Genomic DNA, 16,563 nt, shown 5'->3' on the forward strand with positions numbered 1-16,563 from the left:
GCCGCGCGCGCCGGTCTGTCAAGCGCGGCGGATCGCCGAGACGCGCCGCAAGGTCAGGTTGAGCCGCCCGCCCGCCGGCACCGGAGCGGGCAGGACCGGCCCGGGCGCCGGGGAGAGGAGGTCCGCGCTCGGGGCCAGGATGCGGTCGACGCCGTGGAAGATCAGGCGCGAGGGTCCGCCGATCACCATCGCGTCACCGGAGACGAGGCGCACCGAGCGGGTCGGGTCGGTGCGCGCGGTGCCGCCGTAGCGAAAAAGGGCGGTCGCGCCGAGGGACAGGGACAGGACGGGGGCCGAGAATTCCGCCTCGTCCCGGTCCTGGTGCAGCCCCATCCGGGTGCCGGGGGCGTAGAGGTTGACGAGGCAGGCCTCGGGATCGGCCGGGCAGCCGGCGAGGGCGGCCCAGGCCCGCAGCACCGCCGCCGGCATCGCCGGCCAGGGCCGGCCGGTCTCCGGGTGGCTCGCCTGGTAGCGGTAGCCCGCCCGGTCGGAGACCCAGCCGATGGGTCCGCAATTCGTCATCTGGACCGAGAACGGTTTTCCTGTGCGCGGCATCGTCGGCGTGAAGGCGGGCGCCTCGCGCAAAACCTCCGCCAGATCCGCGGCGAGCGCGGCCTGCGCCTCGGCGTCGAGGTAGCCCGGGACGTGGATCAGGCCGGGGGCGAGTTCGATCAGGGCACGGTCCCTCCGCGGGGAGGGCCGTCCTACCCGATTTCCCGCCAGGCCGGCAGGCCCGGAATCCCTCGACGGACCGATGGGCCCGGTATTTTCCGGTCGACCGGCTGGCCCGGCATGATAGGCCTCCCTCGGGTCTTCCCCAGCGGCATGACGATTCCCACGACGTTTCCCATGACGATCCGCTCCGCCACCCTGATCGGCTCCGGCGCCATCCTGCTCTGGTCGCTGCTCGCGCTCTTCACCGCGGCCTCCGGCGCGGTGCCGCCGTTCCAGCTCGCCGCGATGACCTTCCTGGTCGGCGGCCTCCTCGGCTGCGCCAGCTGGATCGTGCGGCCGTCCGGGCTCGCGTCCCTGCGCCAGCCGCCCGCGGTCTGGGCGCTCGGGATCGCCGGGCTGTTCGGCTACCACGCGCTCTACTTCGCGGCGCTCCGCCTCGCGCCGCCGGCGGAGGCCGGGCTGATCAGCTACCTCTGGCCGCTCCTGATCGTGCTGTTTTCCGCGCTCCTGCCGGGGGAGGGCGGCCTGCGCGCGGCCCACCTCGCCGGGGCGCTCCTCGGGCTCGCCGGCGTCGTGGCGCTGTTCCTCGGCCGCGGCTCGCTCACCTTCGAGGCCGCCGCCCTGCCGGGCTACGCCGCGGCGCTCGCCTGCGCCTTCCTGTGGTCGGGCTACTCGGTGCTGTCGCGCCGGGTCGGCGCGGTGCCGACCGACGCGGTGGCGGGCTTCTGCCTCGCCACCGCGGCCCTGAGCCTGATCTGCCACCTCGCCGTCGAGCGCACGGTGTGGCCGGACGGGCCGGCGCAATGGGCCGCGGTCGCGGCGCTGGGCCTCGGGCCGGTCGGGGCGGCGTTCTACCTCTGGGACATCGGCGTGAAGCGCGGCGACATCCGCCTCCTCGGCGTCGGCTCCTACGCCGCCCCGGTCCTCTCCACCCTGATCCTCGTCGCCGCCGGCTACGCCCCGGCGACCTGGTCGCTGGCGCTCGCCTGCGGGCTCATCGTGGCGGGCGCCCTGGTGGCGACCCGGAGCGGCCGAGAGACGGCGGAGGGGTAGCCGAAATCCTATTCCCGGCCGCAGGCGCGGGCGCGCTCGGTCCGGTCGCCGATATACTCCGGCGCCGACTAGTGCGAGCATCGGCTGACGTGCTAGTTGCCTCTTACAGCGAAAAAATTCCTCATCCAGCTGGTGAATTGACCACCTTCGCAGTAAAAATTGTCGTTTAATTTATACGAATTGAATTGTCGTGCCATGTGCGATTTTACGGCATATAAAATATTATTGAATACTTATGATTTTTCTAAATAAATTTTGATTTATATTGATAATCAATAATTCTAACGCCAATGCATATTTCAGACGAACCTTATAATTTACAGATGATTTGCGAAATACATAAGCAGCTATTTTTCGCTAACGAATAGTAAATTCCCCTATTAGGAGAAGTGCAACTATTTTAGATGTATGTAGGGTTGCAGAGGTTCTTTATCCTCTCTTTTAGGCAGCAGCTATAATAAGGGTTAAGAAAATGAAACTCTCTCCGTCCGATCCTGATATTGACACTGTCATTAGGCGTATAAATCAAGGCGATTTAGATTTACAACCTGATTTTCAAAGAGGAGAAGTCTGGACTGTAAATAAAAAGAAAAAACTCATAGATAGCGTTCTAAGAAATTGGTATATACCGCCGATACATACAATCGTGATACCTGGAACGCATAAACAGGACGTGCTTGACGGACAACAAAGGCTAGCGGCAATTCGAGATTTCGCACAAAATCTTTTTTCTGTTGATGGTTATATTGCTCCAGTAAGCAATGAAATTAGTCAATTAGATGGACTGTTTTATGCGCAATTACCGGCTGATATTCGCAGGATATTTGACAATTTTACTCTTAGGATCATCCGCATAAGCGACTACGCACCTGAAGAGCCAGGTGAGCTATTTTATAGATTAAATACTCTTACGAGTATCACGGCAGCAGAACAGAGAAACGCTTTTTATGGCCCTGTCAGAAAACAGGTAAAAAAACTCGTAGTCGAATTTGAAAAAATGGGAAGTACACAGGAGACTATTGGATTTTCTAACTCAAGAATGGCTTACGATGATGTGCTGTCAAAATTGCTTTGCACAATAGAAACCAGAGATTTAACAAAAAAGCTTACCGCTGGATCTGTATCAGATCGCTTCAGATCAGATAATGAATTTAATAAGAATGTTTTTGATCTTGGATCTGAAACAATAAAAGTTTTTACAGATTTGAGATGTAAATCAAAGCCAGTTCGACACAATAAAGCTTCGTTGCTATCGTGGATGATATTGGTAGCGACATATATATCATACAATAAAAAAGATTTTCTCGTTAATTTTGATCGACAATTACTGGAGAATTTTGAATCTAAAAGATCACGACTGAGCTCCGAAGGAGCAAAAAAGTTAAGTTTATTTGCGTCGATGCCGACGTGGACAGAGCTACTATCGGTATACACAGATAGATCTACTTCGCGTGTATCAGATGTAAGTTCTGTAATTTATCGTGATTTCATTCTCAACTTTTTTGTCGCTTCTGAGATCGGTATAGATATTTCAGATTTACCTCTTAGCTTACCTAGACAAGACGTATTCAAAATAATGTGCAATAAGTTGCGCTTTCCAGAGTCCTGCAGCGCCGAGGAAATTCTTGAAACTCATCTCAACCTCGAAGCATGGGGGAAATTCTGATGCGCCATGCAGAAATTAGCCGAGCGTACGAAGATCTTAGAAGTGGCAAGGCGCGATCTTCAAGAGTAATGTCCATCAAATATGAGGGAATCTCGGGCCTATCTGATGCGTTGCTTACTTTTCACGCGCCAATCACAGCAATATGTGGTCTAAACGGCGTTGGTAAAAGTACCATATTATCCATAATGCGACGCGCTTTCGTTAGTACAGAAGAAGATCTTGAAAAGATAAAAGCGCACGATCGAACTTGCTCTGGCGAAATCACGATTGATTTGTTAATCCATAACGAGCGCTATCAGTTAAATATAGCAAACGGCGTTATGGCCCAGATTCCCGAGAAAAAGATAAATGCGATTTTTGTCGATACATCGTTAGAGTCGACAACACAGCAAAATTTTTTCAGATACGAGATAGAAAGCATTAATGATACTATAAATGGGACTGACCCTGTTAAATTTTCGCAAAAAGAAATTTCTATGCTTTCATATATCACTGGTAAGTCATATTCGTCAGTCGAAGTTTTTGAATTAGAGGGATTTTTGCCAGTAAAATATTATATTAAGGTGTGTGAGCGCGGTACATTTTATGATATAAAGACAATGAGTCTTGGTGAAATTTCATGTGTCTTACTAATGCAAGCTCTTAGAAAGGCTCAGAAAAATAGCTTAGTTATAATCGAGGAGCCAGAAACTTATATATCTCCCGTTGCTCAAGCTGCTCTCATGAATTTTATTGTGGTTCAAAGCGTGGAAAAAAATTTATCAGTCGTTATATCTACCCACTCACCAAATTTAGTCAAAAAATTAGCTGAGAACGAAATTGCAATATTATATCAAACAGCAGTTGGATCTCAACTAGCAGAAAAGAAAGAATGTGCGGAGCTTCTTCATACTATAGGGCTCGAATCAAAATCTATTCCTGTTTTTATAACAGAAGATAGGCTTGGTCGAGAACTTGCAAAGTATATATTAAGTAAATTTGATATCGCTTTGCTGCTGAAATCTGACTTGCTTGATATAGGAGGAGAGTCAAAAATAACGTCTATGAGAGAATTGTTCCCAAGGTATGCACAGCGAGTTACTGTCGTTGGGGTTTACGACGGAGATCAAAAAAATCGAGTGGAGGAATCGCAGGGCCTATGGCCAGCTGTGTTTCTTCCCGGGGACGTCCCGATGGAAGAAGCACTGAAGCAGATGGCGTTCAACGATCCTGGACGATCTTCGCGTTATATTGGCATTACGCCTCAGCAATTCAGTATTGGTAATCACGCATTGCAGGGCCTTGATCCGCATGACTGGATATATGAGCTCGGAAGAAATCTTGGCCTTTCGTTCGATCAGCTACTTCGAGGATTGCTTGAAGCATGGCTCGAGGAAGATAGGAATCGTATAGAAGCGGAAAAATTCGCAAGCTCACTGAGATCGATCGTGAACTAAATTTGAAAAATAAAAAATGAGCAGAGTTTATAACTCTTCTCATTTCAAATATTGCGAGTTTATTATAGAAATAAACTGAGCGTAGCGGCGAGTGGCGCTATCGGATACGCACGCTAAACCTTCGCTCACTTGAGCTTTGCGCTTCGGCCGCTACCCCCGCGGCATCGGCCGCCAGTCCGGCGGCGCCATCTCGAAGCCCTCGAACCGGAAGCCCGGCGCCACGGTGCAGCTCACCAGGGTCCAGGCGCCGAGGCTGGTGGCGGTCTGCCAGTGGCCGGCCGGCACCACGAGCTGCGGCCGGTGGCCCCGGGCGAGGTCGGGGCCGAGGTGGCGCGCCTCGGCGTCGTGGCCGTTGGGGCTCGTGGTGATCACCATCGGTGCCCCGGCATGCCACAGCCAGACCTCCGCGGCGTCGACCCGGTGCCACTCCGAGGTCTCGCCGACGTCGAGGAGGTAGTAGATCGCGGTCGAGGCCGGGCGGCCGTCGATCTCGCGCGGGTCCCGGAAGGTCTCGCGGTAATGCCCGCCCTCCGGATGCGGCTTGAGGTCGAGGAGGCGCACGACCTCCGATGCCGTCAGGTTTTGCATCGTCGTCAGAACCGGTTCTTCCACTCGCGCAGCGCCGTGAACACCGCCGCCGGATCGGCGCCGGGCTCCATGCCGACCGCGCGGGCGAGCGCCGGCTCGGCGGCGCGCAGGAACGGGTTGGTGGCCTTCTCCTCGCCGAGCGTCGTCGGCACCAGGAAGCGGCCTTCCGCCTTGGCTTTCTCCGCGAGCGCCGCACGGTCCTTCAGGTTGCGGTTCTCCGGCTCGGCGGCCAGCGCGAAGCGGGCGTTCGACAGGACGTAGTCGTGGCCGGAATAGATCACGGTCTCGTCGGGCAGCGGCAGGAAGCGCGACAGCGAGCGCCACAGCACCTGGGGCGGGCCCTCCAGCACCCGGCCGCAGCCGAGGGTGAACAGGGTGTCGCCCGCGAACGCGATCCCCGCCTCCTCGAACCAGTAGGTGACGTGGTCGTCGCAATGCCCGGGCGTCTCCCAGACGGCGGCGGCGAGCGAGCCCACCGTCACTACGTCGCCCTCCCGCACCGTGGCGTCAACCTGCGGCACGGCGCTGCCGGCTTTGGCCGGGGCCGTCACCCGGGCCCTGGTCCGCGCCTTGACCTCCGGGATGCCCTCGACGTGGTCGCCGTGCCGGTGGGTGACCAGGATGTCGGTCAGCGTCCAGCCGGTCTCGTCGAGGGCGCGCAAAACGGCGGCGGCCTCCGGCACGTCGATCGCCGCGCAGGCGCCGGTGGCGGGATCGCGCATCAGCACGCCGATATTGTCGCTCCGGCACGGGAAGGTGCGGATCTGGGGACGGGTCTCGGGCATGGCGGCGGTTCCCACGGCGACGGCTTCGCGGCGTCTCTCGGAGCGGGAGATAGGGCGCGGGACGCCGCAGGGTGAGCCGGTTCCGGCGAATAGCGGGGAGCGTGCGGGCAGCCGGCGGGTTGACGCCTTGCCGCGGCCTGGGCCACTCCCCATTCATGGCCCCGACGGCGCCCCCCGCCGCACGTCGCGAGAACCGATGAGCCTCGACGTCACCGAACTGCGCGCCTTCTACGCCAGCCCCCTCGGGGAGGTGGCGCAGCGGCTCGTCGGCCGCACGGTCCACCGCATGCTCGGCTCGGTCTCGGGCCTGCGGGTGATGGGCCTCGGCTACGCGGTGCCGTATCTCGGCCCGGTGCGCCACGCCGCCGAGCGCACGCTGGCCTTCATGCCGGCGACGCAGGGGGTGACGAACTGGCCGGTCGCCGGCCGCTCGGCCTCGTGCCTCGTCGACCCGACCATGATGCCGCTGCCCGATTCCGCCGTCGACCGGGTGGTGCTGATCCATGCCGTCGAGGCGGTGGAGAGCCCGGCCGAGCTGATGCAGGAGGTCTGGCGCGTCCTCACGCCGGGCGGCCGGCTGATCATGGCGGTGCCCAACCGCCGCGGCCTGTGGGCGCGCCGCGACGCCACGCCCTTCGGCCACGGCCAGCCCTACAGCCGCTCGCAGCTCGGCCGGCTGATGCGCGAGACCCTGTTCTCCCCCGAGGACTGGGCCGAGACCCTCTACGTGCCCCCGGTGGAGGGCTGGCTGACGCTGCGCACCGCCAGCGCCTGGGAGCGGCTCGGCACCGGCCTGTCGCTGCCCTTCGCGGGCCTGCACGTCGTCGAGGCCTGCAAGCAGCTCCACCGCCCGGTGGCGGTCCAGGCCCGCAAGACCGCACGGCTCGGCGCCCGGGTCCTGGTGCCGGTGCCCGCCCCCGTGCCGGGAGGGGCCTGACCGATGCCGTTCCCGGGCGCGGATGCCGCGCTGCAGAGCTTCCTCCTCGCCTTCTCGGCCCTGTTCTCGATCGTCAACCCGCCGGGCGCGGCGCTGATCTTCGCGCAGGTGACGGCGGGCCGCAGCCACGCCGACCGCACCTGGCTGTCGCGCCGCATCGGCGTCTATGCGGCCGCCGTGATGCTGGTCTCGCTCTGGGCCGGGGCCTCGGTGCTGAGCTTCTTCGGCATCTCGCTCTCGGCGCTGCGCATCGCCGGCGGCCTCGTGGTGGCGGCCCAGGCCTGGAACCTCCTCTCCGCGCCCGAGCAGCGCGAGGCGCGCAAGACCGCTCAGGCCGAGCCGGTCCAGGGCAGCGAGGCGCATCCCGAGCCCGCCGCGCTCGCCGAGGTGGCGTTCTTCCCCCTGACGCTGCCCTTCACCACCGGCCCCGGCACCATCGCGGTGGCGATCGCGCTCGGCGCCGGGCGGCCCGATGGCGGCGTCGACCGGATCGCCTATCTCGCCGGAGCGTCCGCCGCCTCCCTGGTCATCGCCCTGATGGTGCTCCTCGCCTACGCCTCCGCCGACCGGCTGGTGGAGCGGCTCGGCCATGCCCGGGCCCGGGTGCTCGGGCGGCTCGCCGCCTTCCTGCTGCTGTGCGTCGGCACCCAGATCACGCTGACCGGCGTCACCGACGTCCTGGGGCCGCTCATTGCGAACGCCAGGCCAGGGTCCGTCCCGTAAGGGCCATCTGGGCGTCGACGGCCCGCACGATCCGGGCCTTGGCGGAGTAATGGATCATGTGGCCCTGGCCCGGCAGCAGGGCCAGGGTGCTGCCCGCGACCTCGGCTTGCAGCCGGCACGACTGCTCGCCCGCCTCGACGATCGCGTCGGCATCCCCCGACAGGATCGCCACCGGCAGGCGCAGGGACGCGTAGCGCGGCTGCAGCAGGGCGACCGCGCCGTTCATGCCGGCGGTGTCCTCGGCACTCGCCCGCGCCTGCGTCGCCGACAGCGAGAGCGAGACGGGAAAGCGCGCGGTGAACCGGTCCGGCACGGGTTGCGGCCTGAAGACGTGGCGGAAGACCTGCGGCGCCAGCGCCCGTCCGACCGCCCCCGGCACCAGGGCGCGGGCGGCGTCGCCGAGGCCCGGCACCGCCAAGGGCGCGATCATCGCCACGTCGGCGCGCCGGCCCGGATAGTAGTAGCCGGAGAGCAGCACCAGCCCGCGCAGGTCGAGGCCTTCTGTAATAGCGAGCGCCAGCGCCACGATGGTGCCCCAGGAATGGCCGACCACCACCGGCCGCTCGGCCTTGAGCGCTGCGAGCGTATGCGCGATCAGCCGCGCCTGCGCGGCCGCGCTCCAGACCCAGTGCCGCGGCCGCTCGGTATGGCCGAAGCCCGGCCGGTCGATCGCGATGACCCGGTAGGACTTGGCCAGTTGCTCCAGCAGCCCGCAGATGACGAAGTCCTCCGCCATCGTGCCGTTGCCGTGGATCAGCACCACCGGCCGGCCCCGGCCCTTGACGATGCAGTGCACCCGCACCCCATCGACCTCGATGATGCGCCCCGGCGGCTTGTGCGCCGGGGCCTCCGGCTTCATGGCCTCCGTGCCCCGCCGCATCAGGGCGCCGGTCTGGCGCGCGGCGGCGGCGTTCGCCTTGGCGGTGGCGCGCAGGATCCGCACGGCGCCGCTGGCGGCGCGGCGCGAGGCACGCCCGGGAACGAACCGAAAGGCCATGGGATCTCCGGCGCGATGCTGCACTGCGGGAGAAGATGGGGCATCCGCCGTCCCGCGCATATCCCTTCCCCTGCGCGATATTCCCCGGGCGCCTTGGCAGCACCGGTCCGCCCCTGTACGAGGCCCCGGAAGGGGCGGCCGGGAGCCGCCGGCATCAGGAGCGTGACCCATGCGTCTCGTCGTCGTCGGCGCCTCCGGGCGGATGGGCCGGATGCTGATCCAGGCCGTCGCCGAGGCCGAGGGCTGCACGCTGTCGGCCGCGATCGAGCGCGAGGGCTCGCCGGCGCTCGGCCAGGATGCGGGCGTGCTCGCCGGCCTGCCGCCGCTCGGCGTGCCGGTCACCGACGACCCGCTGCCCGCCTTCGCCGAGGCCGACGGCGTCCTCGATTTCACCGCCCCGGCCGCGACCGTGTTCTACGCCGAACTCGCCGCCCAGGCCCGCATCGTCCACGTCGTCGGCACCACCGGCCTGTCGCCGGACGATTTTTCCAAGCTCAAGGCGGCGGCGTTCCACGCCCGCATCGTGCAGTCGGGCAACATGTCGCTCGGGGTCAACCTGCTGGCGGGCCTCGTGCGCAAGGTCGCGGCGACGCTGGGCGAGGAGTACGACATCGAGATCCTGGAGATGCACCACCGCCACAAGGTGGATGCGCCCTCCGGTACCGCGCTGCTCCTCGGCGAGGCGGCGGCGCAGGGCCGCAACGTCGCGCTCGCCGACCGCAAGGTCGCGGTGCGCGACGGCCATACCGGCGCCCGCGAGCCCGGCACGATCGGCTTCGCGACGCTGCGCGGCGGCAGCGTGGTCGGCGAGCACAGCGTGATCTTCGCCGGCGCCGGCGAGCGCATCGAACTCACCCACCTGGCGAGCGACCGCGGGCTGTTCGCCGCCGGCGCCGTCAAGGCCGCCCTGTGGGCCCAGTCCCGCGAGCCCGGCTTCTACGGCATGGACGACGTGCTGGGCCTCTGACCCCTTTTTCCTCGAAACGGAGCGAATCGCATCATGGAGCGTCTTCTCGTCCTCGCGCGCCACGGCCAGAGCGAGTGGAACCTGAAGAACCTGTTCACCGGCTGGAAGGACCCCGGGCTCACCGAGCTCGGCGTCGAGGAGGCGCGGGCGGCCGGGCGGCGGCTGAAGGCGAAGGGCGTACAGTTCGACGTCGCCTTCACCTCGGACCTCGGCCGGGCCCAGCGCACCTGCGCGCTGATTCTGGAGGAGCTCGGCCAGTCCGGCCTGACCACCCATTCCGACGCCGCCCTCAACGAGCGCGACTACGGCGACCTGTCGGGCCTGAACAAGGACGACGCCCGCGCCAAGTGGGGCGAGGAGCAGGTCCATGTGTGGCGCCGCTCCTACGACGTGCCCCCGCCCAACGGCGAGAGCCTGAAGGACACCGTGGCCCGGGTGCTGCCCTACACCATGCGGGAGATCCTGCCCCGGGTGATGCGCGGCGAGCGCGTGCTGGTCGCCGCCCACGGCAACTCGCTGCGCGCCCTGGTGATGGTGCTCGACGGGCTGACCACCGAGACGATCCCGGGCCTCGAGCTGCATACCGGCGTACCGCTGGTCTACCGGCTCAAGGACGACACCACCGTCGAGACGAAGGACGTCCTCGACCGCGACTGAAGTCGGGGGAGGGCGCCCAGTCCCGGGCGCCCTCGTCCATCACTCCTTTACTTTCCCCTCGCTGACTTGCGCTCCCTTACTTCCGCTCGCTTACTTCCGCTCGCTTACTTGGCAGCCTTGCCGTCGGCGTGGGCGGGAGCCGGCGCGGCGGTCTTAGTGCTGCCGGTGGCGGCGGCCTTCTGCGGCAGGCCGACGGCGTCGATCACGTCGAAGCGCATCCCGTCCTCGGCGGTCTTCAGGGCCGCGTTCGCCTCGTAGTACTTGCCCTGGCCGATCAGCGTGGCGGCCTGGTTCACGTCGGCGGCGGTCTTGTCGAGGGGCATCACCGCCATGACGAAGTTCACGTCGACATGGGCGAGCTTCAATTTCTCGACCGCCGACTTCTGATCGCCCTTCGCCAGGCTCTTGTTCGCCTCGGTCACCGCCGCGGCCTTCTCGGGCGTCGCCACGAAGTCCTCGCCCAGCGTCATCTGGGCGTCGACCGGCACCCACGCCACCTTGTCGTTGCTCTTGGCGGTCGTGTCCGCGGCCGCCGTCTTGTCTGTTGCGGTCTTGTCCTTCGCGACCGCCATCTCGGCCGGGGTCTTCAGCTCGGCCTCCGCCTTGGTGAACACGGCGTCGTCGGTCTTCGCCTTGGCCAGGGCGGCCTGCGCCTTGCCGATCAGGCTCTTGGCCTGGGCGGGATCGGCGTCGAAGATGGCGATGCGGGCGAGGTGCATGTCACGGAAGGCCTGGGCCCCGTCCTTCGACAGCTTGCCGACATCCTTGTCGACCGCCTTCTGGGCCGCGGTCTCCTGCACCACCGCGGGCTTGGTCGCCTGCTCGGCCGCATAGGCGGCCCCGCCGAGGACCGTGGTGGCGACGAGGGCGGCGGCGAGAGACTTGCGAGAGAACATGATGGTGCCTCCTCTTGAGTTGGTGTCGATCTGTGTTCGCGACATCAACGCATCGTCTACATCGTGATAATACGCTCTCGGGATCTGGGTTGCCTGTCTGGAACATTAAGAGTCCGTAACGCAACGGAAGAGCGTCGCTCGCGTGGCGGGCGACTTGCGGTCGAGGCATGAAGGGGAGGGGGCCGTCGTGCACCCGATCGCCCGGGGGCGACGCGAGCGATGAACAGGGGTGCGGCGCACAGGCCAGCGGATAGGGAGAGCTGGCCCATGACGTGACGGTTGGGTCGGCGGAGCCGGCCTGCCCGCAGTGCGCAGAGAAATTCCACGGTGGCGCGGGAACGTATATTCTATAAATCGATAGATAAGATATTCCGTCGATTCTTATGTCCGACCATCGACCCCATTCAGAGGCGTCGGTTCGTCAATGACGGACTGACAGAGAAGGACGGCTCAGGGATCTCTACGCGACAGCGGCGCCCGATCGAGTGGCCGCACGGCATACGACGCAGCAGGTTATGCGGTGCAGGCGCGACGGCCGAGAGGGGAACCCCTCCCCCCTCCGCGGGGGAGGGTGGCCTGCGGAGCAGGCCGGGAGAGGGGACACCGCTTCCGGATAAGACTGAACCGTTCTGAAAAGCGCCCGCTGGATCAGCGTCGCGCTGCCCCTCTCCCGCCCGGCTCCGCCGGGCACCCTCCCCCGCAGAGGGGGGAGGGGGCACGCTCCCGACCGTCGTACCCGCGTCGTACACCTTGGCGTTACGGCTGGGAGCTGTTCCAAGTCTATGACTTTACGGCGCTCTCCGACGAACCGGGATCCGCCGCGTCGGAGAACGCTCGCTCCGATCGCCGTCAGGCGGCACGACGACCGCTGAGGGTCCCTGGCGCATGGCGGCGCGGCGCCGGCCGGACGGGAAGGCCCCGATCCGGCCCCCGCCGGTCGGTTACTGTGCCGTCCAGCCGCCATCCACCGGCAGGTTGGCGCCGGTGATCTGGCTTGCGGCATCGGTGCACAGGAAGGCGGCCAGCGCCCCGACCTGCTCGACGGTGACGAATTCCTTGGTCGGCTGGGCCTTCAGCAGCACCTCGTCGATGACCTGCTCCTTGGTCAGGCCGCGGGCCTTCATGGTGTCGGGGATCTGGGCCTCGACCAGCGGGGTCCAGACGTAGCCCGGGGAGATGCAGTTGACGGTGATCTTGTGGGTGGCGAGCTCCAGCGCCGCGGTCTTGGTCAGGCCGGCGATGCCGTGCTTGGCTGCCACGTAGGCCGACTTGTAGGGTGAGGCGACGAGGGAATGCGCCGACGCGGTGTTGATGATCCGGCCCCAGCCCTTCTTCTTCATGCCGGGAATCGCCGCCCGCATGGTGTGGAAGGCCGAGGACAGGTTGATGGCGATGATCTGGTCCCACTTCTCGAGCGGGAATTCCTCGATCGCCGAGACGAACTGGATGCCGGCGTTGTTGACCAGGATGTCGACCGCGCCGAAGGTCCGCTCGGCCTCCGCGACCATGGCGGCGATCTCTTCGGGCTTGGTCATGTCGGCGCCGGAGTAGTGCGCCTTGACGCCGAACTCGGATTCGATGCCGGAGCGCGCCGCCTCGATGGCCTCCGGCTTGCCGAAGCCGTTGAGCACCACGTTGGCGCCGGCGCCGGCCAGCGCCTTCGCGATGGCGAGGCCGATGCCGCTGGTCGAGCCGGTGACGAGGGCGGTCTTGGATTGCAGCGACATGGGAACACTCTCCGGGGATCGGGGGCTTTCGGGGTGAACGGTCTCATACGCTTTCCGATCGATCGCTTCGCGATGCGGAAAGCGGCTTCGCTCGGGCGCCGCGCTGGCTGGTGATACGAGATCCGCAAGTCATCTTCCGGATCTCGTATGTCATGTTCCGGATCGCGTATCAGGCCAGGTAGTCGTGCAGCACGTGGCCGTACGGCAGGGTGAAGTCGACGATCTGGTGGCGCGCCCGCACGATCCGGCGCACTGGCAGGTCGGCGACGCGGCAATTGACGTGGGGGATGAGGTGCAGCCGCGCATCGCCCTCCCAAGCGCCGTGGACCCGGATGTCCTGCAGCCGGTAGCCGACGAGCTGGGCCACCTTCACCCCGCCATCGACGTCCGGGATCAGCTTCAGGTTGACGTTGAGCTGGCCGATGCCCTCGCGGACCTTGTCGAGCTGGTCCTCGAGGCTGCGGTGCTTGTAGGTCATCGTGCCCATCGCCACCCGCTCGTCGTCGTAGTGCAGGGTGCCGGTCAGCGTGTCCTTCGTCACTTTGAGCCGGGGTACGCCGTACTTCTTCGGGAAGCCCCAGATCTCGCGGCCGGCGGTGATCGGCGGCTCGTCGTCGAGGTACATCTGGACCGAGTAGTTGCAGGGCTCGCCCTTGTAGCTCGCGACGATGGCCGAGCCGCTCTCCTCGTAATCGCCGAAGCCGGAGGAATCCGGCATCTTCATCCACTCGTAGAAGGCGAGGTTGCCGGGCGCCGGCTCCAGCGGCTCGGGGAGCGCGGCGCGCAAAGCCTCCGGGTCGGTCTCGTAGGTGATGATGAGGTATTCGCGCCGCATGAACCGGTAGGGCCCGTGCGGGTAGCTCGGGCTGAAGGCCGGCATCGAGGGGGCCTTCAGGATCTCGTCGCGGGTCATGCGGCGTCCCTTCCTTCAAAAAACTCAGTCCCGCGCGTCGCGGGTGAGGTCGAACACGGTCACGCCCTGGTCGGGCCGGCAGCGCTCGATCCAGCGCCGGTGGCGCAGGGAGCGGCGCATGTCGTGGCGCCCGGCCTTCCAGTGCTCCAGCATGGTGGCGCGCGAGAACTCGTAGTCCTTGGCGTCGCTCTCGTAGTTCTTGGCGCGGTAGATCAGCTGCAGGATCGTCACCGCGTTCTGGTGGCTCACCTCGGCGAGGAACGCGACGTCGGGGTCCTGGCGCAGCTCCTGCGGCAGCTTGTCGAACAGGCGCCGGAACGCGGTCTTGGCGCGGTGGATCTCGATCTGGTCGTCGGTGTTGAGGCGGGTACGGCTCGAGAAGCGGATGTCCTTCTCGCGCTCGGCCGCCTCCGCCAGGGTGCGGGGCACCGGCCCGCGGGCGCTGAACAGGTCGACCTGGAACACCGCGAGGTCGCGCGCCCGCTCCTCGTCGAGGACGTATTGCAGCGGCGTGTTCGAGACGATGCCGCCGTCCCAGTACGGCTCGCCGTCGATCTCGACCGGCGGGAAGCCCGGCGGCAGCGCCCCCGAGGCCATGACGTGCTCGGGCCCGATCCGGTCGCGGTGGTTGTCGAAATAGACGAAGTTGCCGGTGCGGACGTTGACTGCGCCGACGCTGAGCCGGGTCTCGCGCCGGTTGATCCGGTCGAAGTCGATCAGCTCCACGAGCGTCTGCCGCAAGGGGGCGGTGTCGTAGTAGCTCAGCGCCTGGGGGGCGCCCGGCGGGTAGAGCGCGGCGGGCGGCCAGCGCGGGGCGAAGAAGCCCGGCACGCCCACCGCCGCCCCGAAGGCGGCGCTCCAGGCGTTGAACACCTCCCGGGCCTGCTCGCCGGGAAACCACGGCGAGACGGTGATGCCGGACGACACCTTGTCCCAGAACGCCCGCAGCCGCTCGACGCGCCGCTCCGGCGGGTTGCCGGCGATGAGCGCGGCGTTGATCGCCCCGATCGAGATGCCGGCGACCCATTCGGGCGAGAGCGCCGCCTCCTGCATCGCCTCGGCGATGCCGGCCTGGTAGGCGCCGAGCGCCCCGCCGCCCTGGAGCACCAGCACCCGGCACTCGTCGCGTTCCGCCCGCTCCGGCTCGTCCATGGCCTCTCCAGGGAATCGTCGCCCGTCCCGGCCGTAAGATGATGGTGCAGTGCCGCAAGACAAGGCTTCGAGACAAGCTTTGCCGTGCGCGGCCCGCCTGCTTTTCGCGCCGCGGCCGGGCGCTGCCCCGGCCGGGGCCTCGCGGGTTGACATGCGCCGGCCCCTCCGCCAACCCTCCGCGCCGCCCGGCCCGGACGTCAGGACCGGGCCGGCCGCCGTGCCAAAGACCCCGCGCCTCGCGCAAAAAGCCACCGCGATGCGGCCCGACACAACACAGGTCCCGATGCGCTCCTACCTCGACTTCGAAAAGCCCGTCGCCGAGCTCGAGGCGAAGCTCGAGGAATTGCGGGCGCTGGGCGACCGCGACGGCGCGGTGGCGATCAGCGAGGACGTGACCCGGCTCGAGGCCAAGGCCGCCGCGGCCCTGGCCGAGCTCTATGCCGGGCTCACACCCTGGCAGAAGACGCAGGTCGCCCGCCATCCGCAGCGGCCCCACTTCGTCGATTACTGCGCCGGCCTGATCGAGGAATTCCAGCCGCTGGCCGGCGACCGGGTGTTCGGCGAGGACGAGGCGGTGGTCGGCGGCTTCGGCCGCTTCCGCGGCCGGCCGGTCTGCGTCATCGGCCAGGAGAAGGGCGCCAACACCGAGGCGCGCATCCGGCACAATTTCGGCATGGCCAAGCCCGAGGGCTACCGCAAGGCGGTGCGCCTGATGGGGCTCGCCGGCCGCTTCGGCCTGCCGGTGCTCACCTTCGTCGACACCGCCGGCGCCTATCCGGGCATCGAGGCGGAGGAGCGCGGCCAGGCCGAGGCCATCGCCCGCTCGACGGAGGCCTGCCTCGGCCTGCCGACCCCGAACGTCACCGTGGTGATCGGCGAGGGCGGCTCGGGCGGTGCCATCGCGCTCGCCACCGCCAACACGGTGCTGATGCTCGAGCACTCGATCTACAGCGTGATCTCGCCGGAGGGCGCCGCCTCGATCCTGTGGCGCGACGCCGGCCGGGCCCAGGACGCCGCGACCGCGATGAAGATCACCGCCCAGGACCTCCTGCGCCTCGGCGTCATCGACGCGATCGTGCCCGAGCCGACCGGCGGCGCCCACCGCGACGGCCAGGCGGCCATCCGGGCGACCGGCGACGCGATCGCGGGCGCGCTCGAGCCGCTCGCGTCCCTCGACGCCGACACCCTGCGGGACAAGCGGGCGCAGAAGTTCCTGGAGATCGGGCGAAGCCTGTAGCGCCGGCGCTCCCCGCGCCACATATCCCTCGCCCCGTATCCCCGCGATCCACAGCTCCGCACAACCGGCGCGTGCCAGACACGTCCCGGCCTTGGTTTTGCCGAAGACGCGGCCGATGTCTTCGCGGGTGAACCCCGTGCCGTCATGCGCCGGC

General features: G+C 65.5%; 16 protein-coding genes. 8 read left to right on the forward strand and 8 right to left on the reverse strand.

Annotation, left to right across the window (positions count from 1 at the left end; genetic code table 11):
• Positions 1-18: 18 nt before the first annotated feature.
• Positions 19-675 (reverse strand): alpha-ketoglutarate-dependent dioxygenase AlkB, encoded by a 657-nt coding sequence (locus BMX97_RS03715; protein WP_091745892.1) that lies wholly within the window; start codon positions 673-675, stop codon positions 19-21.
• A gap of 174 nt (positions 676-849) precedes the next feature.
• Between BMX97_RS03715 and BMX97_RS03720 the strand changes: the two genes are divergently transcribed.
• The 3 genes from BMX97_RS03720 (at position 850) to BMX97_RS03735 (ending at position 4,830) form a co-directional block, all read left to right on the forward strand.
• Positions 850-1,728 (forward strand): aromatic amino acid exporter YddG, encoded by an 879-nt coding sequence (locus BMX97_RS03720; protein WP_091745530.1) that lies wholly within the window; start codon positions 850-852, stop codon positions 1,726-1,728.
• Positions 1,729-2,200: 472 nt separating this feature from the next.
• The gene (locus BMX97_RS03725) at positions 2,201-3,394 is read left to right on the forward strand and encodes a DUF262 domain-containing protein (RefSeq protein WP_091745895.1); all 1,194 of its coding nucleotides are present in this window, start codon (positions 2,201-2,203) and stop codon (positions 3,392-3,394) included.
• The gene (locus BMX97_RS03735) at positions 3,394-4,830 is read left to right on the forward strand and encodes an ATP-dependent nuclease (protein WP_177202116.1); all 1,437 of its coding nucleotides are present in this window, start codon (positions 3,394-3,396) and stop codon (positions 4,828-4,830) included. Before BMX97_RS03725 ends, BMX97_RS03735 begins: the two co-directional genes overlap by 1 nt.
• A gap of 150 nt (positions 4,831-4,980) precedes the next feature.
• Here BMX97_RS03735 and BMX97_RS03740 read toward each other — a convergent pair whose 3' ends face one another.
• Positions 4,981-5,418 carry a cupin domain-containing protein gene (locus BMX97_RS03740; protein WP_091745532.1) on the reverse strand — a complete coding sequence of 146 codons (438 nt, stop codon included), beginning with the start codon at positions 5,416-5,418 and terminating at the stop codon, positions 4,981-4,983.
• A 5-nt stretch (positions 5,419-5,423) separates the two neighbouring features.
• Positions 5,424-6,203: a hydroxyacylglutathione hydrolase gene (gene gloB / locus BMX97_RS03745; RefSeq protein ID WP_091745534.1), complete on the reverse strand. Its 780-nt coding sequence runs from the start codon at positions 6,201-6,203 to the stop codon at positions 5,424-5,426.
• Positions 6,204-6,399: 196 nt separating this feature from the next.
• Here gloB and BMX97_RS03750 point away from each other — a divergent pair, with 196 nt between their 5' ends.
• Both BMX97_RS03750 and BMX97_RS03755 read left to right on the forward strand, forming a co-directional pair.
• Positions 6,400-7,140: a class I SAM-dependent methyltransferase gene (locus BMX97_RS03750; RefSeq protein WP_091745536.1), complete on the forward strand. Its 741-nt coding sequence runs from the start codon at positions 6,400-6,402 to the stop codon at positions 7,138-7,140.
• Between the two features lie 3 nt (positions 7,141-7,143).
• On the forward strand, positions 7,144-7,863 hold the full coding sequence (locus tag BMX97_RS03755) for a MarC family protein (protein WP_091745538.1): 720 nt from the start codon (positions 7,144-7,146) through the stop codon (positions 7,861-7,863).
• Here the strand turns inward: BMX97_RS03755 and BMX97_RS03760 are convergent.
• A complete protein-coding gene (locus BMX97_RS03760; RefSeq protein ID WP_091745540.1) occupies positions 7,829-8,860 on the reverse strand; it encodes an alpha/beta fold hydrolase in 1,032 nt (343 codons plus the stop codon). The two genes, BMX97_RS03755 and BMX97_RS03760, sit on opposite strands and share 35 nt — an antisense overlap.
• 169 nt (positions 8,861-9,029) lie before the next feature.
• Between BMX97_RS03760 and dapB the strand changes: the two genes are divergently transcribed.
• Complete coding sequence (dapB, locus tag BMX97_RS03765) at positions 9,030-9,827, forward strand: 4-hydroxy-tetrahydrodipicolinate reductase (RefSeq protein ID WP_091745542.1); 798 nt, start codon at positions 9,030-9,032, stop codon at positions 9,825-9,827.
• Between the two features lie 33 nt (positions 9,828-9,860).
• Entirely contained in the window at positions 9,861-10,484 is a 624-nt protein-coding gene (locus BMX97_RS03770; protein WP_091745544.1) for a 2,3-bisphosphoglycerate-dependent phosphoglycerate mutase, read from the forward strand.
• Between the two features lie 104 nt (positions 10,485-10,588).
• Here BMX97_RS03770 and BMX97_RS03775 read toward each other — a convergent pair whose 3' ends face one another.
• From BMX97_RS03775 to BMX97_RS03790, 4 genes are all read right to left on the reverse strand, one after another.
• Entirely contained in the window at positions 10,589-11,380 is a 792-nt protein-coding gene (locus BMX97_RS03775) for a YfdX family protein (RefSeq protein WP_091745546.1), read from the reverse strand.
• Positions 11,381-12,321: 941 nt separating this feature from the next.
• On the reverse strand, positions 12,322-13,107 hold the full coding sequence (locus tag BMX97_RS03780) for a 3-hydroxybutyrate dehydrogenase (protein WP_091745548.1): 786 nt from the start codon (positions 13,105-13,107) through the stop codon (positions 12,322-12,324).
• 169 nt (positions 13,108-13,276) lie between these two features.
• Positions 13,277-14,020 (reverse strand): acetoacetate decarboxylase, encoded by a 744-nt coding sequence (locus BMX97_RS03785; protein WP_091745551.1) that lies wholly within the window; start codon positions 14,018-14,020, stop codon positions 13,277-13,279.
• Between the two features lie 24 nt (positions 14,021-14,044).
• Positions 14,045-15,172: a patatin-like phospholipase family protein gene (locus BMX97_RS03790; protein WP_091745553.1), complete on the reverse strand. Its 1,128-nt coding sequence runs from the start codon at positions 15,170-15,172 to the stop codon at positions 14,045-14,047.
• Positions 15,173-15,455: 283 nt separating this feature from the next.
• On the opposite strand from BMX97_RS03790, the gene BMX97_RS03795 reads away from it, so the two are divergent.
• Positions 15,456-16,409, forward strand: a complete 954-nt coding sequence (locus BMX97_RS03795; RefSeq protein ID WP_060848678.1) for an acetyl-CoA carboxylase carboxyltransferase subunit alpha — start codon at positions 15,456-15,458, stop codon at positions 16,407-16,409.
• The last annotated feature ends 154 nt before the right edge of the window (positions 16,410-16,563 follow it).

Source organism: Methylobacterium sp. ap11, assembly GCF_900110515.1.
GTDB lineage: Bacteria > Pseudomonadota > Alphaproteobacteria > Rhizobiales > Beijerinckiaceae > Methylobacterium > Methylobacterium ajmalii.